Below are 25146 nucleotides of genomic sequence, written 5' to 3' on the forward strand. Positions count from 1 at the left end.
AAGCGCGACTATCCCATGTCAATGCCAGCCATCATGACAGAGTTGGCATTTTCCTGCACCTCAGCACTATTTATTGTTGTGCGCCTAACAATGTCTCGACCGCCCGGCCAATTTGCAGCACTCTTTCATCGGCGCCGGCCAGGCCGCAAATGCCCAGTCCCACGGGCAGTTCACCGTCGGCATGGCACGGCAGCGACAGCGCGCAGCCATCGAGGAAGTTGATCACGCTGGCATTGCGCAGCACCAGGCCATTCGTGGCAAAGAAGGTGGCATCGTCCGCTTCCAGCGGCGCGACTTCCGGCGCCAGAATAGCCACGCTGGGCATCAGCCAGGCGTCGAACGGCGCCAGACGCCGCCGGGCGATGGCGATCAGGCGCGCGCGCGCATCGAGCAAATCGATGTAGTCAAACGCGCCTTGCTGCTGGCCGCGGCGGATGCGCGCCGCCACGCGCTGGTCGTACTGCGCGCCCTTCTCTTCAAGTAGTACCCTGTGCCAGTGCCACGCTTCTGCCGCCACCAGGCCGCCGCCGCCATTGATCGTTGGCAGCTCCAGCAATTCCGGGAAATCGAACTGTTCCACCAGGGCGCCGGCTTGCCGCAGCTTGTCCAGCGCGGCGTCGAAAGCCTGCTGCACCTGCGGCTCCAGGTGCGTGCCGACGTAGTCAAGGGTAAAACCGAAGCGCAAGCCTTTCAGGGCTGGCGCGCCATCGGGGATATCGTGGCCGGACAAGGCCGCATACAGGATGGCGCAGCAATCGACGCTGTGTGCGATGGGGCCAGCCGAGTCGAGGGAGCGCGACAAGGGCACCGTGCCCGCCAGCGACACGGAAGCCGCCGTCGGCTTGAAGCCCGTCAGGCCACAAAAGGCGGACGGAATGCGGATAGAGCCGCCTGTGTCCGTGCCCAGCGCGCCAGCCGCCATCGCCAAGGCCACCGTGACGGCGCCGCCCGAGGTGGAGCCGCCCGCCACGCGCGCGTCGTCGTGCGGATTGCGCGGCGTGCCGTAATGGGGATTCAAGCCCAGGCCGGAGAATGCAAATTCGCTCATATTGGTGCGGCCCAGCAGGACGGCGCCAGCCACGCGCAGGCGCGCCACGGCAAGCGCATCGGCTGCGGCGGGTGGCGCGTCGGCCAGCGCCAGCGAGGCGGCGCTGCTGACCTGCCCCCTGACATCGAACAGGTCCTTGATCGAGATGGGCACGCCGGCCAGCGGCGAGGCAACGATGCCCGCAGCGCGCGCCGCATCGCTGGCACGCGCTTCCATCAACGCCTGTTCGCCATCGAGGCTGACATAGGCATGGCCACCCTGCGCCCGGTGCACCTCGGCGCGCGCCAGCATCTGCTGTGTCAGTGCCACGCTGGTGATGCGGCCGGCGGCCAGGTTGGCCGCCAGTACCCTTATCGTCGTCTTGCCAGTCAACTCCATGCTGCCTCCTCGATTTTCCAGGCATGCATCTTACCGGATGCAAGCTGCATGGTCGCCGCCCGGTCAGGCGGCCAGGAAGTCGAGCAGGGTCAGGGCGACGATCTTGCTGGCCTTGCGCAAGTCGTCCAATGCCAGGCGTTCATCGGCCTTCTTCGCATTCGATTCGGGCACCGTGCGCGGACCGGCGCCATACAGCACGGCGGGGATGCCCCGTTCGCCATACAGACGCGCATCCGCATACAGGGGCGTGCCGACGGCGGGAATCGTCTCGCCGAGGATGGCTTGCGCATTTTTCTGCAGGCTGCCGACCAGCTGCTCGGAGCCGGGCAAGGGCCGCAGCGCGTGCGACAGCAGCAGGCGGCGGATCTCGATGCGGATGCCAGGCTCGCCGCGCACGGCGTCTTCGATCAGCGCGCGCACCTGTGCTTCCACCGCCACCGGGTCTTCTTCCGGGATCATGCGGCGGTCCATCTTCATGACCACCTTGCCTGGCACCACATTGGTATTCGTGCCGCCGTCGATACGGCCCACCAGCATGGTGGGCGAATCGATACCCGCCACCCTGGACTTGATCTTTTTCAGCTCAGGCAACTGGCCATAGATGGCGTTGAGGATCTTGTTGGCCGCCTGCAGGGCGTCATGCCCCGTCTCCGGCATGGAACCGTGGCCCGACTTGCCGTGCACGGTAATTTCCAGCTGCAGGCAGGCGTTGTGCGCGGTAACGATGCCGTAGCTGAAACCGGCGGCGATGACGAAATCGGGCTTCGTCAACTGCTGTTCCAGCAGCCAGCCAGGTCCCAGCAAGCCGCCGAATTCCTCGTCGTACGTAAAATGCAGTTCCAGCTGGCCTTTGAGTGGAATGCCAAGCGCTTCGAGCGCGCGCGCGGCAAATACATAGGTGGCGAAATCGCCCTTCGAGACAGCCGTCGCGCGGCCATACATATAGCCGCCGTCGATCTGGCCGCCATATGGCGGATACGTCCAGTTGTCGCCGGGCGGCACCACGTCACCATGCGCGTTCAGGGCCACGGTCGGCCCGCCCTCGGCATACGGGCGGCGCACGATCAGGTTGGTGATGCTCTGCATGCCATACGCCACCACTTGGTCCGCAGGCACCGCATGCTTTTCGGCGGTCCAGCCATACGCCTGCAGCAGCTGCGCCACCAGCTCCGCATGCGGCGCGTTGTTGCCGGGCGGCGTATCCGTCGGCTGCTGCACCACCTTCTGTAAAAAGGCGACTTCTTCCTCGAAGTGAGCGTCGATCCAGGCCGTGATCCGTTCTGCGTGCGTTGTCATTTTGCTCCTTGCATGGTCTGTTGCAGCCAGGCGCCAAGTTCACTGCGCTCGGCCTCCGTCATATTGGTCAGGTTCCCGATCGGCATGGCCTTCAATTCGATGGCCTGCTTGTAGATTTGCGCCACGTGCTGGCGAATTTCACCTTCATTGTCCAGCATCATGCCGGCCGGCGCCGTGGCGAAACCCGCTTGCGTGGGCTGGGCCGAATGGCAGGTGGCGCAGCGCTGGGCGATGATGGCATGCACGCGCTTGAACTGCGCTGCCTGGTCCACTGCAGGCGCAGCCCTCACGGCCACGGGCGCTTTCGGCGCGATGGCCACGGCCACGGCCACCAGCAAGGCCAGACCGATGACCGGATAGCGCCACTCGACCCGGCCCTTGTGGCGCAGGTTGAAGAAGTGGCGAATGAAGACGCCAGCCGCCATGATCAGCGCCAGCACCAGCCAGGCGTGATCGTTCCGGTAGGTCATCGCATAGTGGTTGCTGATCATGATGAACAGCACGGGCAAGGTAAAATAATTGTTATGCACGCTGCGCTGCTTGGCCTTCAGGCCGTATTTGGGGTCGGGCAGCTTGCCGGCGGCCATGGCTTCGACCATCTTGCGCTGGCCGGGAATGATCAGCATCAGCACATTGGCCACCATGATGGTGCCGATCATGGCACCCACGTGGATATAGGCGGCGCGCCCGCTGAGCAGGTGCGTGAGCACATACGCAGCGCCGACGATCAGCGCGAACACCGTCACGCCGAACCACAGTTCATATTGCGCCAGCTTGGACCGGCACAGCAGGTCGTACACGGTCCAGCCGATGACGAGGGTGGCGATGCCGATGCCGATGGCCTGGACGCTGGACAAATCAGCCACGGCTTTGTCGATCATCATGGCCTGGGCATTGAAGTAATAGGCGATCGTCAGCAGCGCAAAGCCGGACAGCCAGGTCGAATACGCTTCCCACTTGAACCAGTGCAGTTCCTGCGGCAGTTCTGCGGGCGCCACCAGGTATTTCTGCGGGTTGTAGAAGCCGCCGCCATGCACGGCCCACAACTCTCCCGAGACGCCCTTCTTCGCCAGCTCGGAGCCGGGCGCGGGCGGGCGGATCGAGTTGTCGAGCCAGACGAAATAAAAGGAAGCACCGATCCAGGCGATGCCCGTGATGACGTGCAGCCAGCGGACGATCAGGTTCAGCCACTCCAGGCCGTACGGAATCAGGTAGGCAAATACTTCCATAAATTTCCTCTAGTCAGACCGAAGCCATATTCATGCCAATCTACACAAGATAAACGGATTTACCGCCCTTCACATGAAAAATATCGTATATTTGACATATTCAAATCGATATACAACAGAGGCGCCGCCACATGTCCAGCCTGCCGCAACACCTCGACCTGCACCTGATCCGCATCCTCTACCTGCTGCTGGTGGAAAAAAACGTTTCGCGCGTGGCGCTGAAACTCAATCAGCCGCAGCCGTCGATTTCCGCCTCCTTGCGCAAGCTGCGCGAATTGACGGGTGACCCGCTGCTGGTGCGCGGCGCGCGCGGCATGGTGCCCACCCAGCATGGCGAAAGCCTGCTCAATCCGGCCAAGCGCATCCTCGACCAGACGGAGAGCCTGTTCATCAAGAAGACGCCGTTCGTGGCGCAGGAAGAGGCACGCACCTTCCATATCGCCGCGCCCGACTACCTGGACAGCCAGTTCCTGCCCAATGTGGTGGCCCAGTTGCGCCGCGGCTCGCCGAAAAGCCGCGTCGTGCTGCACAGTCTGGGACCGGGCATCGATCATATCCGGCAATTGTCCGACGGGGGGCTGGATCTGGTCATCGCCAACTGGGATGAACCGCCCGCCCATCTGCACATTTCGAAGCTGTTCGAAGATCCCATCGTCTGCGCCATGCATGCGGAAAACGCCTATGCGCGGCGCACGGCCAGCGACGCCATGACGCTCGACGATTATTTGAGCCTGCCCCACGTGGCGCCGTCGCCCATGATGCCGGGCTACCACGGCGTGATCGATTCCTTCCTCGAACGGCAAAACCTGCAGCGCAACGTGGTGGTGGAATCGGCATATTTCGGCCTGATCCCTTACATGCTGACGCAGACGGACCTGGTACTCACCACGGGCCGCCAGTTCATGCGCTTCTATGAAAAGACCCTGCCGCTGAAAACGTATACCGTGCCCTTGAAATTCCCGCCGATGCGCTTTTACCAGCTGTGGCACCAGCGCGTGCACCAGGCGCCCGAGCATAAATGGCTGCGCGACCAGGTCAGCGCGGCGGCCAAGGCGCTGGTGCAGCGATAGCCGCTATCAGCACGCGCATATAATGAACGCAGGAACGGGGCGCTATCATCACCGCTTGCATGATCGGAAAACCATGACCACCCTTTCAGACCTGAACGCCGGCAGCCAGGCAGATTTTATCGCGCAGCTGTATGGCATCTACGAACATTCGCCCTGGATCGCCCAGCGCGCAGCCCCCGCACGCCCGTTTGCCAGCCTGACGGCGCTCAAGACGGAGCTGCAACGCGTGCTGGCCCTGGCCTCGCCCGAAGAACAACTGGGGCTGATACGCGCCCACCCCGAACTGGCCGGCAAGGCCGCCATCGCGGGACAGCTGACGGCCGAGTCGACGCGCGAACAGGCCAAGTCCGGCCTGAACCTGTGCAGCGCCGACGAATTTGCCACCCTGCAGCGCCTCAACAGCGAGTACAACGCCAAGTTCGGCTTTCCCTTCATTCTGGCCGTCAAGGGCCCGACGGGCGAAGGCTTGACACGCCAGGACATCATCGCCACGTTTGCGCGGCGCCTGAAAAACCGGCGCGCCGATGAACTGGCCGAATCGCTGCGGCAGATCAAGCGCATCGCCGAGCTGCGCCTGAACGACCTGTTCGATGTGCGCCTCGATTTCGGCCCGGCCATCATGCAGCAGGCGGAAACGCTGGCCGGCTGGAGCGACAGCGATTACAACCTGACGTGCGCCTACCTGACGCCAGCGCACCAGAAAACGGCCGCGCAACTGGCCGACTGGATGCGGGAAGCGGGCATGCAGGTGCACATCGACGCCGTCGGCAATGTGGTCGGCCGTTATCTGTCCGACGTACCCGGCGCAAAAACCCTGATGACGGGATCGCATTACGACACGGTGCGCAATGGCGGCAAGTACGATGGCCGGCTGGGTATCGCACTGCCGATCGCCGTCGTGCGCCACCTGCACGAACGGGGTGAAAAGCTGCCCTTCCACCTCGAGATCGTCGGCTTCGCCGAGGAGGAAGGCGTGCGCTTCAAGAGCACGTTTTTGGGTAGCACGGCCGTCACGGGCAGGTTCGACTTGTCGCTATTGGAACAATGCGACACGGATGGCGTGAGCATGCGCGACGCGCTGGCCGGCGCCGGTCACGAGGCGAGCGCCATCGGCGCCATCGCGCGTGACCCTGCCAGCTTGCTCGGCTATGTGGAAGTGCATATCGAACAAGGCCCCGTGCTGCTCGAGCGCGACCTGCCACTGGGCATCGTCACGGCGATTGCCGGCAGCTCGCGCTACCTGGTCAATCTTGGTGGCGTGGCCAGCCACGCGGGGACCACGCCCATGAACATGCGCAAGGATGCTGCCAGCGCTGCTGCCGAAATCATCCTGCTGGTGGAACAGCGCTGCAGCCAGGGCGAAGCGCTGGTGGGCACCGTGGGCCAGTTGCAGGTGCCCAATGGCTCCGTCAACGTGATCGCCGGCGCCTGCACCCTGTCGCTCGATATCCGCGCAGCCGTTGACGCCGTGCGCCAGGCGGCCGTCGACGATATTTTGGATGGCATCACCGCCATCTGCGCGCGGCGGCAGATCGACTATCAGCTGGAACTGCTGCTGTCGGCGCCTGCGGCGCCATGCGCGCCATGGCTGATGGCGCAGCTGGCGCAAGCCGTGGAATCGGTGGGCATCGAACCGTACGCGCTGCTGTCGGGCGCCGGCCACGACGCCATGGCCATGGCCGCCATCACCGATGTGGCCATGTTGTTTACCCGCTGCGGCAATGGCGGCATCAGCCACAATCCGCTGGAAACCATGACGGCGGACGACGCCGACATCGCGGCGCGCGCGCTGCTGGCGTTTTTACGCAACTTCCAGCCCAAGCCCTGAGTGGGGACGTGGGCCGATGTCGCTACACGGCCACGGCCCGCTCCAGCATCGCGTGCAGCAGCACATTGCAGCCCGCTTCCAGGTGCTCGGGCTTGGCGTCCTCGATTTCATTGTGGCTGATGCCGTCCTTGCATGGCACGAAGATCATGCAGGCCGGCGCCAGCCGGGCCGCGTAGATGGCGTCGTGGCCGGCGCCTGACACCACGTCCATCACGGAGTAGCCCAGCTTTGCCGTGGCGTTGCGCACGGCGCCCACGCAATCGGGGTGGAACGGGCATGGCGGGTAATAGGAAACCCGTTCAAGAGATATATCCAGTCCCGTGCCGGTGCGCGTGGCGTCGATGAAGGCCGTGATTTCGCCATGCATGGTGTCGAGCAGTTCATCGTTCACGTTGCGCAGGTCGATGCTGAATGTCACTTCACCGGGGATCACGTTGCGGCTGTTCGGAAAGACCTGCACCATGCCCACCGTGCCACGGCCATACGGCGGATAGCGGTTGGCAATGGCCACCACCTCCTGCATGATGCTGGTGGCTACCTGCAGCGCATCCTTGCGCAAGCCCATGGGCGTGGGGCCCGCATGCGCTTCCATGCCGGTCACCACGCAGTCGTACCACGACAGGCCCATCACGGCAGGCACCACGCCGATGACTTTATCGGCGTCTTCCAGCACGGGGCCCTGCTCGATATGCGTTTCGAAATAGGCGCCGATCGGATGCTCGCCCGGTACCTGCTCGCCCTTGTATCCGATGCGCGCCAGCTCCTCGCCCACCGTTTTCCCCTCCGTATCCTTGGCTGCATACGCGGTTTCGAGCGAGAAGGCGCCGCAAAATACGCCGGACCCCATCATCACGGGCACAAAGCGCGAACCTTCCTCGTTGGTCCAGAACGCCACCTCGATGGGTGCCCGCGTCTTGATATTGAGGTCGTTCAAGGTGCGCACCACTTCCAGGCCGGCCAGCACGCCGTAATTGCCATCGAACTTGCCGCCCGTAGGTTGCGTATCGATATGGCTGCCCGTCATCACGGGCGGCAGGCTATTGTCGGTGCCGTCACGGCGCATGAAGACATTGCCGATCTGGTCGATGGTGATGCTCATGCCCGCGTCCGTGCCCCAGCGCACCACCAGATCGCGCCCCTGCTTGTCCAGGTCTGTCAGGGCCAGGCGCTTGACGCCGCCCTTCACTGTCGCGCCGATCTGCGCCAGTTCCATCAGGGCTGCCCACAATCGTTCGCCATTGATGCGTAGATCATCCATTATTGTCTCCTGACTTCATGCGGTGGTGGCGGCAAACGCCGGGCGCTCGATATAGCGCCCTGCCCCTTCGACGGCCGTCAGCTCGCCCTGGTGGAACACCACCTTGCCGGCGGCAATCGTGGTGCGGGGAATGCCGCGCACGGTGCGCCCTTCGAAGACGTTAAAGCCCCCTTTGGCAAACTGCGTGGCGGCGGAAATGGTGCGCGTGCCCTGCGGGTCCCACAGCACGATGTCGGCATCGCTGCCTGCGGCGATGACGCCCTTGCGCGGATACATATTGAAGATTTGCGCGGCATTGGTCGACGATACCTTGACGAATTCGGAGGGCGTGAGCATGCCGGAATTGACACCCGCATCCCACACCACGGCCATGCGCTCCTCGACGCCGCCGCAGCCGTTCGGGATGCGCGTGAAGTCCTGCTTGCCGGCCGCTTTCTGCTCCACGCAAAAGGTGCAATGGTCGGTGGCCGTCGTGTGCAGGTTGCCGCTTTGCAGACCGTGCCACAAGGCCGCCTGATGGTGCTTGCCGCGGAACGGCGGGCTCATGACGTGGCCCGCAACATAATCGAAATCATCGCTCTGGTAGACGCTGTCGTCGATCACCAGATGGCCCGCCAGCGCTTCGCCATACACGCGCTGGCCGTTGGCGCGTGCCCGCGTGATGGCGTCGAGCGACTCGGCGCACGAGACGTGCACGATGTACACGGGGGTATTGAGCACATTGGCAATGGCGATGGCGCGGTTGGCCGCCTCCGCTTCCACGGCGGGAGGGCGCGACAAGGGGTGCGCCTGCGGCCCGGTAATCCCCTTTTTCAGCAAGGCTTGCTGCAACTGAAAAACCAGCTCGCCATTTTCCGCATGCACGGTGGGCAGCGCGCCCAGCTCCAGCGAGCGGGTAAAGCTATTCACCAGCGTTTCATCGTCGGCCATGATGGCGTTTTTATAGGCCATGAAGTGCTTGAAGCTGTTCACGCCATGCTCGCGCACCAGCACTCCCATCTCTTCATGAACCTGCTCGCTCCACCAGGTGATCGCCACGTGGAAGGTGTAGTCGCCGGCCGCCTTGGCCGACCATACGCGCCACTGGTGATACGCCTCGATCAGCGACTGCTTCGGGGCAGGAATGACAAAATCCATGATGGTGGTGGTGCCGCCCGCCAGTCCCGCCGCCGTGCCCGTAAAAAAATCGTCGGACGTCACGGTACCCATGAAGGGCAAATTCATGTGCGTGTGCGTGTCTATCCCGCCCGGCATCAGGTACAAGCCGCCCGCGTCGATCACGGTGGCGCCAGCTGGCACCGGCAAGTTCTCGCCGACGGCGGCTATCGTGTCGCCCTCGATCAGCACATCGGCGCGGAAGGCCCGGTCGGCGTTGACGACAGTACCGCCACGTATCAGTGTAGTCATCTTGTCTCCTTCTCGAAAAGATCAGGACTGCGGCGCCTGCTGCACGCGTGCCGCTACCTTGCCCTTCATCATGACGCCGTAGACGACGGCGGCGATGGCCACGCCCACGAACCAGGCGTAGGTGTAAATGGTTTTAAAGCCTTCGGCCACGTCGGGAAACGCCGTGGGAAAGGCCGCGTTCAGAAAGCCCGGGATATTCGGCAGCACGGCGATGACAAAGGCGATCAGCGCCGCCATGTTCCAGCCATTGCCATACGAGTAGATGCCATCGTCGCGGTACAACTGCCTGACATCGAGCTGCGTCTTGCGCACAAAGTAGTAGTCGACGATGAGGATGCCGGCGATGGGGCCCAGCAGGGCCGAATAGCCGATCAGCCACGTGAAGATATAGCCCTGCGTCGATTCGAGCACCTTCCACGGCATCATGACGATGGCGATGAAGGCCGTGATGTAGCCGCCCATCTTGTACGAAATCTGCTTCGGCGCCAGCGAGGAAAAGTCGTACGCCGGGCCCACCAGGTTGGCCGCCAGGTTGACGCTGACCGTGTCGATCAGCAGGATGATCAGGGCGATCAGCACGGCGGCGCCCGTCATGCGGCTGGCCAGGTCGACCGGGTCCCAGATGGCCTTGCCGTACATGACCACGGAGCCTGCCGTGACGATCACGGCCAGCATGGCCAGCAATCCCATGGGCACGGGCAAGCCGATCGACTGGCCGAGCACCTGATCGCGCTGCGTCTTGGCGAAGCGCGTGAAGTCGGGAATGTTCAGTGCCAGGGTGGCCCAGAAACCCACCATGGCCGTCAACGATGGCCAGAAGACGCTCCAGAACTGGCCCGCCTTCTTACCGCCCGGGATGAATTGCGATGGCTGGTCCAGCAGGCTGGCCACGCCGCCGGCCTTGCTGTGCACCCAGTACAGCAGCACGAAGCAGATGAGGATTTTCAAGGGCGCCGTATAGGTTTCGAGTTTGCGGATCGACTCCATGCCGTGGAGGATGTAATAGAACTGGATGGCCCAGAAAGCCAGGAAGCACAGCAACTGGCTGCCGTTGATGCCCAGGCCTGCGATCTTTTCGCCGCCCAGCTCATGGCCCATCAACACGCCCATCAGGGTGTAGATCATCTGGCCGCCAAACCAGGTCTGGATGCCGTACCAGCCGCAGGCGACGATGGCGCGCATCAGCGCCGGCAGGCGCGCGCCCATGGTGCCGAACGAGGCGCGCGCCAGCACGGCATACGGGATGCCGTACTTGGTGCCCGCATGGCCGATCAAGAGCATGGGCAAGAGCACGATGGCGTTGGCGAGAAATACCGTGAGCACGGCCTGGTAACCGGACATGCCGCTGTCGATCAGGCTGGCCGACAGGGTGTAGGCGGGAATGCACATCACCATGCCCACCCACAGCGCGGCAAAGTGATACCAGCGCCAGGTGCGCTGCGCTGCCGTGGTGGGCGCAAGATCTTCATTCCACAGCTGCGTATTGCCTGAATAGTCGTGGTTCACAGGTATTCTCCATCGGTTAGGCCGCCGGCATCTTGAATGACGCCAGGGATACGGCATTGTGTAAACTGCGGCAGTCTAGCTTACTGCAAAGACAGGCAACAGTTTATAAAATAAACGTACGCAAAAAACGTGCCCTACGCCGTTTCCGCCAATGCCCGTGGATTCCTGGGATCCTGCGTCCAGTTCATGTATGGCTTGCCCGTGGCCTGCGGCACCATCGTGATGCAGCCCTGCACCGGACAGGTGATTTCGCACAGGTTGCAGCCTACGCATTCCTCCTTGATCACCTCATATGTGCGCGTGCCGGCAGCGTCGATCAGTTGCGCAATCGACTGGTGCGAGGTGTCTTCGCAGGCCACATAGCACTTGCCGCATTTGATGCAGTCATCCTGGTTGATGTGCGCGATGACCTGGTAATTCATATCCAGGTATTTCCAGTCGGTCGTGTTGGCCACGGCCTTGCCGGAAAAATCGCTGATGCGCTCGTAGCCCTTCTCGTCCATCCAGCGCGACAAGCCATCCTTCATCTCTTCGACGATGCGAAAACCATGCAGCATGGCCGCCGTGCACACCTGCACGCAGCCGGCGCCCAGGGCGATGAACTCGGCCGCGTCGCGCCAGTTGCCGATGCCGCCGATACCGGAAATGGGCAAGCCGCGCGTCTGCGGATCGCGGGCGATTTCCGCCACCATGTTCAGGGCGATGGGCTTGACGGCCGCGCCGCAATAGCCGCCGTGCGTGCTGGCGCCGCCCACGATGGGCAAGGCCACCATGCGGTCCAGGTCGAGTGAGGTAATCGAGTTGATGGTGTTGATCAGCGAGACGGCGTCGGCGCCGCCTGCCTTGGCGGCGCGCGCCGGCATGCGCACGTCCGTGATGTTCGGCGTGAGCTTGACGATGACGGGTAGACGGCTGTGCTTCTTGCACCAGGCGGTGACCATCTGCACATACTCGGGCACCTGGCCCACGGCCGCGCCCATGCCCCGCTCCGGCATGCCGTGCGGGCAGCCGAAATTGAGCTCGATGCCGTCCGCGCCTGTCGCTTCCACCTTCGGCAAAATGTCGGCCCAGTAGTGCTCTTCGCACGGCAGCATCAGCGAGACGATCATGGCGCGGTCGGGCCAGTCCTTCTTCACCTGCGTGATTTCGCGCAGGTTGATCTCCAGCGAGCGGTCGGTGATCAGTTCAATGTTATTGAAGCCCACCACTTCGCGGTTCTTGCCATACAGGGCAGAATAACGCGACGAGACGTTGACGGCGGCCGGGTCTTCACCCAGGGTTTTCCACACCACGCCGCCCCACCCCGCTTCGAAGGCGCGCACCACGTTGTAGGCCTTGTCGGTCGGCGGTGCGGACGCCAGCCAGAAGGGATTCGGCGCCTTGATGCCGCAAAATTCGATGCTGAGATCAGCCATTATGCAGCCTCCACTTTATTCAATAAATCGGAATGGATGGCCAGTGCGGCCAGCTTGCCATGCTGGACGGCTTGCACCGTCAAGTCCTGCCCCGGCGCCACGCAGTCGCCACCCGCGTAGATCCCCGGCAGCACCGTGCGAAAACCCGCATCGACGGCGATCTTGTCGCCTTCGCGCTGCAGCAGCGACGCCATCGGGTCGTGCAGCACGCCGGTGTCGAGGCTCTGGCCGATGGCCTTGAAGATGGCGTCGGCCGCCACATCGAACGTTTCGCCCGTACCCGCCAGGCGCGTGCCCTGTATGCGCGTTTTCTCGAAACGCATGCCGGCGACATGGCCAGCCGCGTCGAGCAGCACCTGTTGCGGCTGGGCCCACGTCAGCATGCGAACCTGGTTGGCCTTGGCGATTTCCTGCTCATGGCGGGTGGCCGTCATGGCGTCGAAGCCGCGCCGGTAGACCAGGGTGACTTCCTCGGCGCCCAGGCGCTGGATCTGCACGGCCATGTCGATGGCCGTATTGCCGGCGCCGATCACGATGGCGCGTTTCGGCACGGGCAGCGCGGCCAGGTCGGCGGCCTGGCGCAGCGCGGCGATGTAATCGACGGCGGCCAAAAGACCCGGCGCATCCTCGCCCGTCAGGCCCAGCTTGCGGCTGGCGCCCAGGCCCAGGCCGAGGAACACGGCGTCGTACTGCGCGTGCAGGTCGCGCAGCTGCAGGTTCTCGCCCAGCACCTGGCGACATCGGATCTCGATGCCGCCGATGTCCAGCAGGAAGTCGATTTCCTTTTGCGCGAAGTCGTCCGTCAGCTTGTACTTGGCGATGCCGTATTCGTTCAAGCCGCCGGCCTTGCCCTCTTTTTCAAAGATCACCACGTCGTGGCCCAGCATGGCCAAGCGGTGCGCGCAGGACAGGCCCGCCGGTCCCGCGCCGACGATGGCTATCGTCTTGCCCGTGCTGGCCGCCCGCTGGAACGGGTGCGCCGCAAAATGCATGTGGTCGACGGCGTAGCGCTGCAACAGGCCAATCTTGACGGGCTGGCCTTCGGCATCGTGGTTGCGCACGCAGACGTCTTCGCAGAGGATTTCCGTGGGGCAGACGCGGGCGCAGCTGCCGCCCAGGATGTTCTGTTTCAGGATGCCGGCGGCGGCGCCGTTGATATTCTTGTCGTGGATGTTGCGGATGAAGCTGGCCACGTCGATTTCCGACGGACAGATGCGGCTGCACGGCGCGTCATAGCAATACAGGCAGCGGGCGCTTTCGATGGCCGCCTGGCGCGGCGTCAGGGGCGGCGCCAGGTCGGTGAAATGACCCGCCAGTTCCTCGTTGGGCAGGGCGGGATGCGGCAAATAGTTCAAAGACTCGATCATCGCGTATTCCTCTTGTTATGTGCGGCCGGCTCGTAATTTGAAACCTTTACTTCATCTGGGGAAAAGCAAATTCCACACCAGCGCTTGCCGTGTTCGGCCAGCGCTGCATCACGGCCTTGTGGCGCGTGTAGAAACGCACGCCTTCAGGACCATAGGCGTGGTGATCGCCGAACATGCTGCGCTTCCAGCCGCCAAAGCTGTTGAAGGCCATCGGCACGGGCAAGGGGATGTTGACGCCCACCATGCCAACCTGGATCTGGCGCACGAACTCGCGCGCCACGCCGCCATCGCGCGTGTAGATGGCCACGCCGTTGCCATACTCATTGGCGTTGATCAGCTCCACCGCATGCACCACGTCAGGACACCGGAGCACGCACAGCACGGGACCGAAAATCTCTTCCTTGTAGATGCTCATGTCGCGCGTGACGTGGTCAAATAAAGTACCGCCGACAAAGAAGCCGTTCTCGCGGCCCGCCACCACATGGTTGCGGCCATCGACCACCAAAGTCGCGCCCTGCTCCACGCCCGAAGCGATGAGCTTTTCGATGCGCTGCTTGGCGGCCAGCGACACGACCGGTCCCATTTCCGCACCGTCAGCCATGCCGTCGCGCACTTTCAGTGCGGCCGTGCGCGTTGCCAGTGCATCGATCAACTTGTCGCCAGCGTCGCCCACGGCCACCACCACCGAGATGGCCATGCAGCGTTCGCCCGCCGAACCGTAGGCCGCACCGATCAACGCATCGACCGTCATCTCCATGTCCGCGTCGGGCATCACCACCATGTGATTCTTCGCGCCACCCAGGGCTTGCACGCGCTTGCCGCTGGCGCTGCCGCGCGCATAGATGTATTCGGCGATCGGCGTCGAGCCGACAAAGCTGATCGCCTGCACGACAGGGTGGTCGAGCAAGGCATCAACAGTGACTTTATCGCCCTGCACCACGTTGAAGACGCCGTCGGGCAAGCCCGCCTCCTTCAGCAATTTCGCGTGCAGCAGGGAGGCCGACGGATCGCGTTCGGACGGTTTCAAGACGAAGGTATTACCGCAGGCGATAGCGACGGGGAACATCCACATCGGCACCATCACGGGAAAATTAAATGGCGTGATGCCGGCCACCACGCCCAGCGCCTGGCGCATGGACCAGGCGTCGATGCCGCGCGAAATCTGGTCCGTGAATTCGCCCTTTAACAATTGCGGGATACCGACGGCAAATTCCACCATCTCGATGCCGCGCGCCACCTCGCCCTGGGCATCGGCAAACGTCTTGCCATGCTCGCGCGTGAGCATGGCGGCAAAGTCGTCCGTGTGCTGCTGGCATAGCTGCAGGTAGCGAAACAGCACGCGCGCGCGGGTCAATGGCGGCGTGGCCGACCAGGAGGGAAAGGCTGCGGCGGCGGCCTGCACGGCCGCATCCACGTCTTCCACAGTACCGAGCGCCACGCGGGCCACGGGTACGCCCATTGCGGGGTTGTAGACGTCGCCGTAGCGGCCACTCCGGGTGTCGACGTTGGCGCCGTTGATGTAGTGGGTGATGGTGTCGAGAGTGTTCATGGTGTTCCTGTTTTTTTAACCCAAGGGCAAAGGCTGGGGTCAGACCCTCAATACCGCTAACGCAAAGGTCGACGCTAAAGGATGAGGGGGTCTGACCCCGGGTTCAATCGCAGTTCAATCGAGATTTTTGAGTACCTTGGCCAGCTTGCCGAACAGCTCGTCGACATGCTGTTTTTCCAGCACCAGCGGCGGCGACAGGGCGATGATGTCGCCCGTCGTGCGTATCAACACGCCGTCGGCAAATGCCTGCTTGAAGGCGTTGAAGGCCCTCGTGCCCGGTTTGCCGGCGATGGGGGCCAGTTCGATGCCGGCGATCAGGCCGATGCTGCGCAGGTCGATCACGTGCGGCAAGCCTTTCAGCGAATGCACGGCATCCTGCCAATACGCCTGCATCGCTTTAGCGTGGCCCAGGATGTCCTGCTCCTCGAACACTTGCAGGGTGGCCAGCGAAGCGGCGCAGGCGAGCGGATGGCCTGAATACGTGTAGCCGTGGAACAGTTCGATGCCGGGTGGCGCATCCATGAAGGCGTCGTAGATATACTTTTTGCTGAACACGGCGCCCATCGGTACCATGCCGTTGGTCAGGCCCTTGGCTGTCGTCATCAGGTCCGGCTCGACGTCGAAATAATCAAAGGCGAACGGCGTCGTCATGCGGCCGAAACCCGTGATCACTTCATCGAAGATGAGCAGGATGCCGTGTTTGGTACACAGCTCGCGCAAGCGTTTCAAATAGCCTTTCGGCGGGATCAGCACGCCCGTGGAACCGGCCACCGGCTCGACGATGACGGCGGCAATCGTTGACGCGTCGTGCAGGGCGACGATGCGTTCGAGTTCATCGGCCAGGTGGGTGCCGTATTCGGGCTCGCCCACCGTATAGGCGTTCTTGTCCAGGTTGTGCGTGTGCGGCAGGTGGTCCACGCCCGGCAACAAGGGGCCGAAGGTCTTGCGGTTGCCGCCGATACCGCCCACGGAAATGCCGCCGAAGCCCACGCCGTGATAACCGCGTTCGCGGCCGATCAGGCGCGTGCGTGCGCCCTCGCCACGTACGCGGTGGTAGGCCAGCGCGATCTTCAGGGCCGTGTCGACGGCTTCGGAGCCGGAGTTGGTGTAGAAGACGTGGCCAAATTTATGCCCCGTGTAGTCCATCAGTTTTTCCGCCAGGTCGAAGGCGGCCGGATGGCCCATCTGGAAGGTGGGAGCGAAATCGAGCTGGCCCACCATCTCGCGGATGGCGCCGACGATTTTTGGCTGCGCATGGCCGCACGGCACACACCACAGGCCGGCCGTGCCATCGAGGATGGCGTTGCCATCGACATCCTTGTAGTACATGCCTTCGGCCGAGACCAGCAGGCGCGGATGGGCCTTGAAATCGCGGTTGTTGGTAAATGGCATCCAGAATGCCGACATCGATTCTGGCCTGGTTTCGTTCATGACCTTCTCCTTGGGATGGGCTGGCGCAGGGCCAGGATCGTTTTTTGACGATGCGTAAAATAATTTACCAGTTGGCAAAAAGCTGATGTAATAATAGACAGGCCATCCCCAATGGCACAGATACACAAACGGCAAAGTATCCCAACCGTACAGGTCGAAAAACCACTACAGTTTTGTGTTAAGTAATCCTCGGGAAATTATTGTGAATTTATGACGAACAGAACCGGATGCTATGCAAGGCGCCTGTTGCGACGCAGTGCGAGCACTGCTAGCAGCAGGCAACGCTGCAGAGCGCAGGTTATGGAAGTCAGAAAGCACAAGAATTTATTGGGGGTTACTTGAGCAGCAAAGGAGCCACCGTGAAGCACAGCGACAGCACAGACGATGCCCCCGAGCAAGGCAGTGGCTGGCCCGTGCTGGACATCGACCGCCAAAAAAAGGGCGGCCTTGTCGAGCAGATCGTCATCGCCATCAGCGTCATGGTGGGCAGCCGCGCCCTGCGCATCGGCACGCGCATGCCGTCCGTGCGCCAGTTCGCCCGCTGCAATGGCGTGTCGACGTTCACCGTCGTCGAATCGTATGACCGCCTGGTCAATCTGGGCCTGCTGTCGTCGCGGCGCGGCTCCGGCTATTTCGTCGCGCGCCACGATATCGCCGCCTCGCCGCAGGCAGCCCTGATTGCCAACACCCTTGCGAGCCCCACCGCCATCGACGCCCTCACGCCGGACCTGTATTCGGGCGTATCCGATGCCCTGCCCGTGGGCGCGGGCTGGCTGCCGCCCGAGATGTATGGCGAAGCGACCGTGCTCGATGCCGTGCGCCAGGCCATGCGCATTCCCGCCAGCCGCCTGCGCGGCTATGGCCATCCGCTGGGCTTTGCTTCGCTGCGCCAGCACCTGGCCGCCAGCCTGTCGGAAGAGCTGTTCCAGGTGGAGCCGGACCAGGTCTTGCTGACGCATGGCGCCACGCACGCTTTTGACTTGATCCTGCGCAGCCTGACCAAGCCGGGCGACACGGTGCTGGTGGAGGACCCCGGCTACAGCAATCTGCAGTCGCTGATACGCCACCACGGCTGCATCCCCGTGGGCATTGCGCGTGGCGAGGCAGGCCTCGATCTCGATGCGCTGGCCGTTGAAGCCGCGCGCACGCAGCCCAAGCTGATGTTTGTCAACACGGTGCTGCAAAATCCACTGGGTACCTCGCTCAGCCAGGCGCAGACGCACCGCCTGCTGGCGCTGGCCGAGCAATTCGATTTCTGGCTGGTGGAAGACGATATCTACCGCGAACTGGCGGCGCGCGGCGACGCCTCGCTGGCGGCGATGGACGGCTTGCGCCGCGTGATCCGCGTGGGCAGTTTTTCCAAGACCCTGTCGCCCGTGCTGCGCGTGGGGTCGATTTGCGCCTCACCGCCGCTGGTGGCCGAACTGGTGCGCGTGAAAATGCTGGCGGGACTGACGACGTCGGAAATCAACGAGCGCGCCGTCTACCACGCCATCTCCGCGCGGCCCTACAAGCGCATGGTCGAGCGCCTGGTGGCGCAGCTCGAGGCGGCCCGCGAGCGCAGCATCGATTGCCTGGCGCAAACGGGCATGGCGCCGGTGGCGCGACCGCGTGGCGGCATGTTCGTCAGCGCCGGCTGGCCCGACCTGCAGACGCCGGAATGGAGTGGCAAGATCATCGCCGACATGGCCTTGAAGGCCGGCATCCTGCTGTCGCCGAACGAATTTTTCATGCTGCGCGCGCCCGAGACGGTATGGTTCCGCTTCAACGTAGCCTACACCGACAACCCCGTGCTGCAAGCCTTCCTGCAATCGATACGCCCACGCTAAAGAATCCGCCATGGCCAGCGAAAAATCCCCTGCCCTTCCCTTGAAAAATGCCGGCGGCCGGCGCCTGCAAAACCGCGACCGCCTCGAAGCGGACATCCTGGAGCAGGCAGTGCGCGCGTTCGCGGAAAGCGGCTACGAGGGCGCCTCGATCGCCACCATCGCCGAGCGGGCCGGCCTGTCGAAGCAAAACCTGATGTATTACTTCCCGTCCAAGCAGCTGCTGTACCAGCGCGTGCTCGACGATGTGCTCGACGACTGGCTGGCGCGCATGGCGTCGCTGGCCAATGAACACGACGAGCCGCGCGACGTGCTGCGCGCGTATATCGGCGCCAAGCTGCGTTTTTCGCGCGAGCAGCCATGGGCCTCGCGCGTGTATGCGCTGGAAGTAATCAATGGCGCTCCCCTGTACGGCGCGCAGATACGCGACAGGGTCGTGCCCCTGCTGCGCAAGGATATCGCCGTCTTCGAAGCCTGGATCGCCACCGGCCGGATCGCGCCCGTCAACGCCACGCACCTGATGTTCGCCATCTGGGCCATGACGCAATCGTATGCGGATTTTTCAGCGCAGATGGCCCTGGTGCTGGAACGCAAGCAGCTCACGCGCAAGGATTACGAGGACGCTGAAGTCCTGCTCACGCACATGGTGCAAGCGGCCATCGCCCTGCCTGCGGCAGCGCCCGGCACGTGATGAAATTTCCAATGAACAATCCAGCAGTGATAGCATGGCGCGCTGGAGCGTTTGCAATCGCGGCGCCATAGCGACAGGATAAGGAACAGGCATGAAACAATGGTCATCGGCGCGCACCGCGTCATTGCTGAGCAAAGCTGCCTGCGCGGCGCTGCTGGCAGTGGCTTCCACGGCGCAGGCGCAGACAGTGGGCATGATAGAGAATCAGCCGCTGAGCGAAACCTGGCTCAACGCGGGCTTTTATTCGTATCACTTTCAGCGCGACAAGAACCTGAACGACAGCAATCCGGGCCTGGGCGCCGAATACCGTTTTTCCACGGTCGCCTCGGCCACGGCCGGGCGCTTCTACAATAGCGACCGCGCCTACTCGAACTACCTGGGCGTGTACTACCAGCCCATCAAGGTGGGCCCGCTGCGCATCGGCGCCGTCGTTGGCGGCTTCAGCGGCTATCCAAAGATGCGCGATGGCGGCTGGTTCCCGGCCCTGGTCCCCACCATCAGCTATGAATACCAGCGCGTAGGCGTGAATATCGCCATCGTGCCTTCCTACAAGGACCGCCTGTATGGCGCCCTCAGTTTCCAGCTGAAACTCAAGGTGTTTGAATAACCGCTTGTCCTAGCCTGTCGCCGTTCGCTCCGCCATTCCTGCCATTCGTCGCATACGCGATGTTCGGCAGCAAGGTTTTGCCTATAGTGGATTCATCGCCAGCCTGCATACGGCAGCGGCAACCACAGGAGAACGGCATGAAAGACATCAATTCGGCACCGGGCAGCACTTCCTTCAGCGCTTTCTGGAGCGAGCTGTGCGCTTACGCGCGCCAGGGCATGGCCGCCCTGCGCGCCATGTCCTGGCCCATGTTGCTGGGGTGCTGCCTGGGACTGGCGTTCGTGATCACCATCTTGCCACTGGCCATCATGCTGTTTGTCCTCGTCATGCTGCTGAGATGGGCAAGCAACAGCGACGACACGGGCAAGGACACGAAGGCGGCAAATTCTCCGCAATCAACGCAATAAAAATTTGCGTCGTGGCAAGAGTGCAATGATTATTCTATGGCACTATGAGTGCGCGCAGCATTGACGGGCATCAAACCCATCCCGATGGATGGGTTTGATACGGAACGCTACGCTGGATAGACGATCAAAGCTACTCCCCCTCAGCCATAGGAGTTTTCTGATGACCACGACAGCAAAAGCTACAACAAACACGACCATTCCCTGCCTGCGCTACCGCGATGCACCCGCCGCCATCGAATGGCTATGCTCCGCGCTCGGTTTTGAAAAACAATTAATCGTGCCTGACGGCAATGGTGGCGTCGCCCATGCGCAACTGAGCTTTGGCAATGGCATGGTCATGGTGGCACCGGCCCTCGACAGCGACTATGGCCGCCTGATGAAGCTGCCTGGCGACGTCGGCGGCGCCAACACGCAAAACTGCTACCTGGTCGTCAACGATGCCGACGCCGTCTACCGCAGCGCGCGCGAAGCCGGCGCCGAGATCGTGCTCGACATCAAGGATGAAGATTACGGCGGACGGGGTTTTACGTGCCGCGACCCGGAAGGCCATATCTGGAGCCTGGGCACCTACGATCCATGGTAAAACGGAGAACAATGATTATCAGTACCCTCACCGCCGCCGGCCTTGCGCTGATCGGCGGCTTCCTGTCCGCTCCCGTCCTCGTCGACGAACATCTCAACCGCATTCATCCCCCCTCCGGCAAGGCGCCGTCGACAGCCACTGTTGCCCTGCACCAGAGCCTGTGGATCGCCGACCTGCACGCCGACAGCCTGCTGTGGCAACGCAATCTGAACCGCGACAGCCAGCGCGGGCATGTCGATTTTCCCCGCCTGCAGCGGGCCAACGTGGCGCTGCAAGCCTTTTCCGTCGTCACCAAGACGCCGCGCAAGATGAATATCGAGCGCAATGGCAGCGACACGGACAACATCACGGCACTGGTGGTGGCACAAGGTTTGCCTCCCGCCACCTGGAACAGCCTGCTGGCGCGCGCCACCTACCAGGCCGACGAACTGCGCCAGCAAGCGGCCAAGAGCCATGGCAAGGTCCGCGTGATCGGCAGCCGCGCCCAGCTGCGCAGCTTCATCGCCGCGCGCGAGAACGATCCCGGCCTGCTGGCCGGCTGGCTGACACTGGAAGGCGCACATGCGCTCGAAGGCAAGCTGGACAACCTCGATACCTTGTATCGGGCGGGCTTCCGCATGGCCGCACCCACGCATTTCTTCGACACGGAGCTATCCGGCTCGCAGCATGGCCTGAAAAAAGGCGGCCTGACGCCGCTGGGCCGGAAATGGTTGCGCGCCATGGAGCAGCGCAAGATGATCGTCGACCTGGCACACGCCTCGCCGGCCACCATCGACGACGTGTTAACTTTGGCGAAACGCCCCGTGATGGTGTCGCACACGGGTGTGCGCGGCACCTGCGCCAACGGGCGCAACCTCAGCGACGGCCAGTTGAAACGCATCGCCGCCCAGGGTGGCCTGGTGGGCATCGGCTTCTGGAATACGGCCGTCTGCGGCAAGGACGTGGCGTCGATCGCGCGCGCCATTCGCTACACGGTCAAGCTGATCGGCGCGGAACATGTGGCCTATGGTTCGGACTTCGACGGCGCTGTTACCACCGCCATCGATGCAAACGGCCTGCCGCGCCTGACGCAGGCGCTGCTCGATGCGGGCTTGTCGGAGGCGCAGATCCGCCGCGTGGCGGGCGAAAACGTGCGCGACTTTTTACTCAAGAACCTGCCCGACGACGACGCCTAGGACAGGGCAACGATCAGGCCCTGGTCCGCCACCTGGCGCGGCCGGATGCGTATCAGCTTGCGGTACAGCGGCGGCATGGCGTCGCACAACGACAGCAGCGCATCTTGCGCCATGGCCGCGTGCACGTACTGGAATTGCGCCGGATTATTCTCCGGCAGCGCCCCTTCCATGGTGGAGCCGTAGGCACCCAGAGTCATGAAACTGGCGGCGCTGTCGTCCGGGCCGATGGCCAGCACGAAAGTGCCGTGCTTGGGGTGGCTCAGATAGCTTTTGATTTCTTCCTGCAGCGCCGGCTCGGCATTCGCCATCAATTCAAAGCGCAATTGCGCGTACTGGCGTGTGCATTCCATGAACGGCGTGCGGATGGCCGACTGCGCCAGTTTTCCCGGCATGCACAGCAGCAAGTTGCCAAAGGAATCGAGCAAGGCGGCTGCGTCGCCCCGACCGCCATCGCGCATATCCTGCTCCATGGCAGCCTGCAGGAATGGCGCCAGGCCCGCGTCGGGCGCATGCGGCTCGCAGCGGTAGGTCAGGGCGTCGGGATAGCGGCGGCGCAGAGCGCGCACCACGGCATGCTCGGACGGCAAGGTGGCGGGATCGCGCCGGTGCACGTCGTCGCCGGCGTTCAGCAACTGCATTACCTGCGCCGATGTCGCTTCGAACACGAGCGAGCACAGTGCCTGCGTCGCCTCGTGGATGCTCTTGCCGATGAAAAAAGATTTGGGCGCGGCGCCGGAAGGCAGGCGCGCATACTCGGTGGCGCCACGCACGGCCGGATAGCAAAAGCTGCGGCCGGCCTGCGCCTGCAGCGGCGCCGGCAAGGCCGCAAACGTGGCGCCGCCATCGTAATTGATACCCGCCTTGACGTCGGGCGCGGCCACCACCACGTTGAAGCCGGCCGCCAGAATCGCCCCCGTGCACATGCAGCACGGGTCGAGCGAAGTGACGATGGTCAGTTCACCGGGCGGCGGCAAGGGCGTGCCCTTGGCCCGCTCGGCGAAATACCAGTCCACCAGCTGGCGCTCGCCATGCGCGGTGGGATCGAACACCAGACCCTGGCGCACGACGTTGTTATGCATCGATTGCAGCACATTGCCGGCGCCGTCGAGCAGCACCCCGCCCACGCCGAAGGTGCCCTGCGTCTTGGCTGCCATGGCTTCGGCCGCGGCAATCGCCACGGCGGCCTGGATGTCGATCGTCTTGTTCAAGCGTATCCTGTTACTGCATGTCCAGGTCGGAATTGCCGAAGCCGTGCGGCAGCAGCCAGCCCGCCGTCACCTCCATGACGTCGTTTTTCAGGTTCGTCAGGATCACCGGCAGGTCGGCGCCGCCCATCTCGAAGATCACCTGGCGGCAGGCGCCGCATGGCGAGATGGGTTCTGCCGTGTCGCCCGTGACGGCCAGCCTGGCGAAATCGCCTGGTTTACAGCCATGCGCAATGGCGCTGAAAAACGCTGTGCGTTCGGCGCAGTTGCACAGACCATACGCGGCGTTTTCCACGTTACAGCCACGGAAGACCCGGCCATCCTTGCACAGGAGCGCTGCGCCCACCTTGAAACGCGAATACGGCGCGTAGGCCAGTTCACGGCCGGCATTGGCTTCGGCGATCAGTTCTTGGTTGTTCATTTGCTTATCTATCTGTAAAACCCGCGAAAGGCCGGGGTCAGACCCTCAGGGTCTGACCCCAGATTTTGCTTCTAGGGTTAAGTTATGGTCGAATCGTACGGTAAATCACCGGCTTGGCCGCCAGCGCCACCGCGCTGATGGCATACGCGTCCTGTATTTCCCTGACGGCTTGCTGCGCCGCCGCTGCCGTGCGCGCATGCACCATGGCCAGCGGCTGGCCGACGGATACTTGCTCGCCCAGGCCCACCAGGTCCGTCAGGCCGACAGCGAAATCGATGCTGTCGGTCGGACGGCGGCGGCCACCACCGAGAGCGACGACGGCCAGGCCGATGGCGCGGCAATCGCGTACGTTGGCAAAGCCGGCGGTGAGCGCCGGTGCCGGCACGACGAACGGCGCTTTGTCCAGGTGCTTGTCCGGATGTTCGACCAGATCAGACGGGCCGCCCAGGGCGGACACCATGCGCGAGAAGCGCTCGGCCGCTGCGCCCGAATCGAGGGCCGCCATCAATTTCACGCGCGCTTCCTCTTCGGTGGCGGCCAGGCCGCCCAGCACCAGCATCTCGGCGCACAGCGACAAAGTGACTTCGTGCAGGCGCGCGGGACGCGAACGGCCCGTCAGGTAATCCATGGCGCCCCGCACTTCCAGCGCATTGCCCGCGTATGGCGCCAGCGATTCATTCATGTCCGTCAAAATCGCCGACGTCTGCATGCCCGCGCCATTGCCGACGGCGACGATGCTCTCGGCCAGTTCCACCGATTTGTCGTAGGTCGGCATGAAGGCGCCCGTGCCCACTTTGACGTCCATCACCAGCGCATCCAGCCCGGCCGACAATTTCTTCGACAGGATGGAGCCGGTAATCATGGCCACCGATTCCACCGTGGCGGTGACGTCGCGGATGCTGTAAAAACGCTTGTCGGCCGGCGCCAGCTGGGCCGTCTGGCCGATGATGGCCACGCCAACTTCCTTGACCACCTTGCGGAACAGTTCATTGTCCGGCACCGTGCAATAGCCGGGAATGGCGTCGAACTTGTCCAGGGTGCCGCCCGTGTGGCCCAGGCCACGGCCCGAGATCATCGGCACGTAGCCGCCGCATGCGGCGACCATGGGGCCCAGCAGCAGGGAAACCACATCGCCCACGCCGCCCGTCGAATGCTTGTCGACGACGGGGCCAGGCAGGTTCAGCGAACGCCAGTCCAGCACCTGGCCGGAATCGCGCATGGCCAGCGTGAACGCCACGCGCTCGTCCATGTTCATGTCGTTGAAATAGACGGCCATGCCCAGCGCCGCGATCTGGCCTTCGCTGACGCTGCCGTCAGTGATACCGCGCACGAAAAACTGGATTTCCTCGGCGCTCAGCACGCCCTTGTCGCGCTTCTTGCGAATGATTTCCTGGGTTAACAACATGGAATAACTCCAATAAAAATAGGTTTGGGGTCAGTCCCTGCGGG

21 protein-coding genes are annotated in these 25146 nt (G+C 63.3%); 8 read left to right on the top strand and 13 right to left on the bottom strand.

Annotated elements, in window-relative coordinates; genetic code table 11:
• Window positions 1–70 precede the first annotated feature (70 nt).
• From ACQ4WL_RS19680 to ACQ4WL_RS19690, 3 genes are all read right to left on the bottom strand, one after another.
• Window positions 71–1426, bottom strand: coding sequence for an amidase (locus ACQ4WL_RS19680; RefSeq protein ID WP_436511254.1), 1356 nt, complete (start codon window positions 1424–1426; stop codon window positions 71–73).
• A gap of 63 nt (window positions 1427–1489) precedes the next feature.
• A complete protein-coding gene (locus ACQ4WL_RS19685) occupies window positions 1490–2722 on the bottom strand; it encodes a M20/M25/M40 family metallo-hydrolase (RefSeq protein WP_436511255.1) in 1233 nt (410 codons plus the stop codon).
• A complete protein-coding gene (locus tag ACQ4WL_RS19690; RefSeq protein ID WP_436511256.1) occupies window positions 2719–3951 on the bottom strand; it encodes a urate hydroxylase PuuD in 1233 nt (410 codons plus the stop codon). Before ACQ4WL_RS19690 ends, ACQ4WL_RS19685 begins: the two co-directional genes overlap by 4 nt.
• A gap of 131 nt (window positions 3952–4082) precedes the next feature.
• Here ACQ4WL_RS19690 and ACQ4WL_RS19695 point away from each other — a divergent pair, with 131 nt between their 5' ends.
• Both ACQ4WL_RS19695 and ACQ4WL_RS19700 read left to right on the top strand, forming a co-directional pair.
• Window positions 4083–5021 (top strand): LysR substrate-binding domain-containing protein, encoded by a 939-nt coding sequence (locus ACQ4WL_RS19695; RefSeq protein WP_436511257.1) that lies wholly within the window; start codon window positions 4083–4085, stop codon window positions 5019–5021.
• Between the two features lie 73 nt (window positions 5022–5094).
• A complete protein-coding gene (locus tag ACQ4WL_RS19700) occupies window positions 5095–6849 on the top strand; it encodes an allantoate amidohydrolase (protein WP_436511258.1) in 1755 nt (584 codons plus the stop codon).
• A 22-nt stretch (window positions 6850–6871) separates the two neighbouring features.
• On the opposite strand, the gene ACQ4WL_RS19705 is transcribed toward ACQ4WL_RS19700, so the two are convergent.
• The 7 genes from ACQ4WL_RS19705 to aptA form a co-directional block, all read right to left on the bottom strand.
• Window positions 6872–8107, bottom strand: coding sequence for a Zn-dependent hydrolase (locus ACQ4WL_RS19705; RefSeq protein ID WP_436511259.1), 1236 nt, complete (start codon window positions 8105–8107; stop codon window positions 6872–6874).
• Window positions 8108–8122: 15 nt separating this feature from the next.
• A complete protein-coding gene (hydA, locus tag ACQ4WL_RS19710) occupies window positions 8123–9514 on the bottom strand; it encodes a dihydropyrimidinase (RefSeq protein WP_436511260.1) in 1392 nt (463 codons plus the stop codon).
• A gap of 21 nt (window positions 9515–9535) precedes the next feature.
• Window positions 9536–11020: an NCS1 family nucleobase:cation symporter-1 gene (locus tag ACQ4WL_RS19715; protein ID WP_436511261.1), complete on the bottom strand. Its 1485-nt coding sequence runs from the start codon at window positions 11018–11020 to the stop codon at window positions 9536–9538.
• A 134-nt stretch (window positions 11021–11154) separates the two neighbouring features.
• The gene (gene preA, locus ACQ4WL_RS19720) at window positions 11155–12435 is read right to left on the bottom strand and encodes an NAD-dependent dihydropyrimidine dehydrogenase subunit PreA (protein WP_436511262.1); all 1281 of its coding nucleotides are present in this window, start codon (window positions 12433–12435) and stop codon (window positions 11155–11157) included.
• Window positions 12435–13802, bottom strand: a complete 1368-nt coding sequence (locus ACQ4WL_RS19725; protein ID WP_436511263.1) for an NAD(P)-dependent oxidoreductase — start codon at window positions 13800–13802, stop codon at window positions 12435–12437. The genes preA and ACQ4WL_RS19725 overlap by 1 nt, the downstream gene beginning before the upstream one ends.
• A 46-nt stretch (window positions 13803–13848) precedes the next feature.
• Complete coding sequence (locus ACQ4WL_RS19730; protein ID WP_436511264.1) at window positions 13849–15351, bottom strand: CoA-acylating methylmalonate-semialdehyde dehydrogenase; 1503 nt, start codon at window positions 15349–15351, stop codon at window positions 13849–13851.
• A gap of 114 nt (window positions 15352–15465) precedes the next feature.
• Entirely contained in the window at window positions 15466–16782 is a 1317-nt protein-coding gene (aptA, locus tag ACQ4WL_RS19735; protein WP_436511265.1) for an omega-aminotransferase AptA, read from the bottom strand.
• A gap of 359 nt (window positions 16783–17141) precedes the next feature.
• On the opposite strand from aptA, the gene ACQ4WL_RS19740 reads away from it, so the two are divergent.
• The 6 genes from ACQ4WL_RS19740 (at window position 17142) to ACQ4WL_RS19765 (ending at window position 22071) form a co-directional block, all read left to right on the top strand.
• On the top strand, window positions 17142–18611 hold the full coding sequence (locus tag ACQ4WL_RS19740; protein ID WP_436511266.1) for an aminotransferase-like domain-containing protein: 1470 nt from the start codon (window positions 17142–17144) through the stop codon (window positions 18609–18611).
• 10 nt (window positions 18612–18621) lie between these two features.
• Window positions 18622–19299, top strand: a complete 678-nt coding sequence (locus ACQ4WL_RS19745; protein WP_436511267.1) for a TetR/AcrR family transcriptional regulator — start codon at window positions 18622–18624, stop codon at window positions 19297–19299.
• A 91-nt stretch (window positions 19300–19390) separates the two neighbouring features.
• A complete protein-coding gene (locus ACQ4WL_RS19750) occupies window positions 19391–19906 on the top strand; it encodes a hypothetical protein (RefSeq protein WP_436511268.1) in 516 nt (171 codons plus the stop codon).
• Between the two features lie 137 nt (window positions 19907–20043).
• Entirely contained in the window at window positions 20044–20313 is a 270-nt protein-coding gene (locus tag ACQ4WL_RS19755) for a hypothetical protein (protein ID WP_436511269.1), read from the top strand.
• A gap of 160 nt (window positions 20314–20473) precedes the next feature.
• Window positions 20474–20896 carry a VOC family protein gene (locus ACQ4WL_RS19760; RefSeq protein ID WP_436511270.1) on the top strand — a complete coding sequence of 141 codons (423 nt, stop codon included), beginning with the start codon at window positions 20474–20476 and terminating at the stop codon, window positions 20894–20896.
• An 11-nt stretch (window positions 20897–20907) separates the two neighbouring features.
• Entirely contained in the window at window positions 20908–22071 is a 1164-nt protein-coding gene (locus tag ACQ4WL_RS19765; protein WP_436511271.1) for a dipeptidase, read from the top strand.
• On the opposite strand, the gene ACQ4WL_RS19770 is transcribed toward ACQ4WL_RS19765, so the two are convergent.
• From ACQ4WL_RS19770 to deoA, 3 genes are all read right to left on the bottom strand, one after another.
• The gene (locus ACQ4WL_RS19770; protein ID WP_436511272.1) at window positions 22068–23279 is read right to left on the bottom strand and encodes a nucleoside deaminase; all 1212 of its coding nucleotides are present in this window, start codon (window positions 23277–23279) and stop codon (window positions 22068–22070) included. The genes ACQ4WL_RS19765 and ACQ4WL_RS19770 overlap by 4 nt on opposite strands.
• A gap of 10 nt (window positions 23280–23289) precedes the next feature.
• On the bottom strand, window positions 23290–23697 hold the full coding sequence (locus tag ACQ4WL_RS19775; RefSeq protein WP_077400044.1) for a cytidine deaminase: 408 nt from the start codon (window positions 23695–23697) through the stop codon (window positions 23290–23292).
• Window positions 23698–23779: 82 nt separating this feature from the next.
• Complete coding sequence (deoA, locus tag ACQ4WL_RS19780; protein WP_436511273.1) at window positions 23780–25102, bottom strand: thymidine phosphorylase; 1323 nt, start codon at window positions 25100–25102, stop codon at window positions 23780–23782.
• Window positions 25103–25146 lie beyond the last annotated feature (44 nt).

The organism is Janthinobacterium kochi (genome assembly GCF_051380715.1).
Taxonomy (GTDB): Bacteria; Pseudomonadota; Gammaproteobacteria; order Burkholderiales; family Burkholderiaceae_D; genus Janthinobacterium.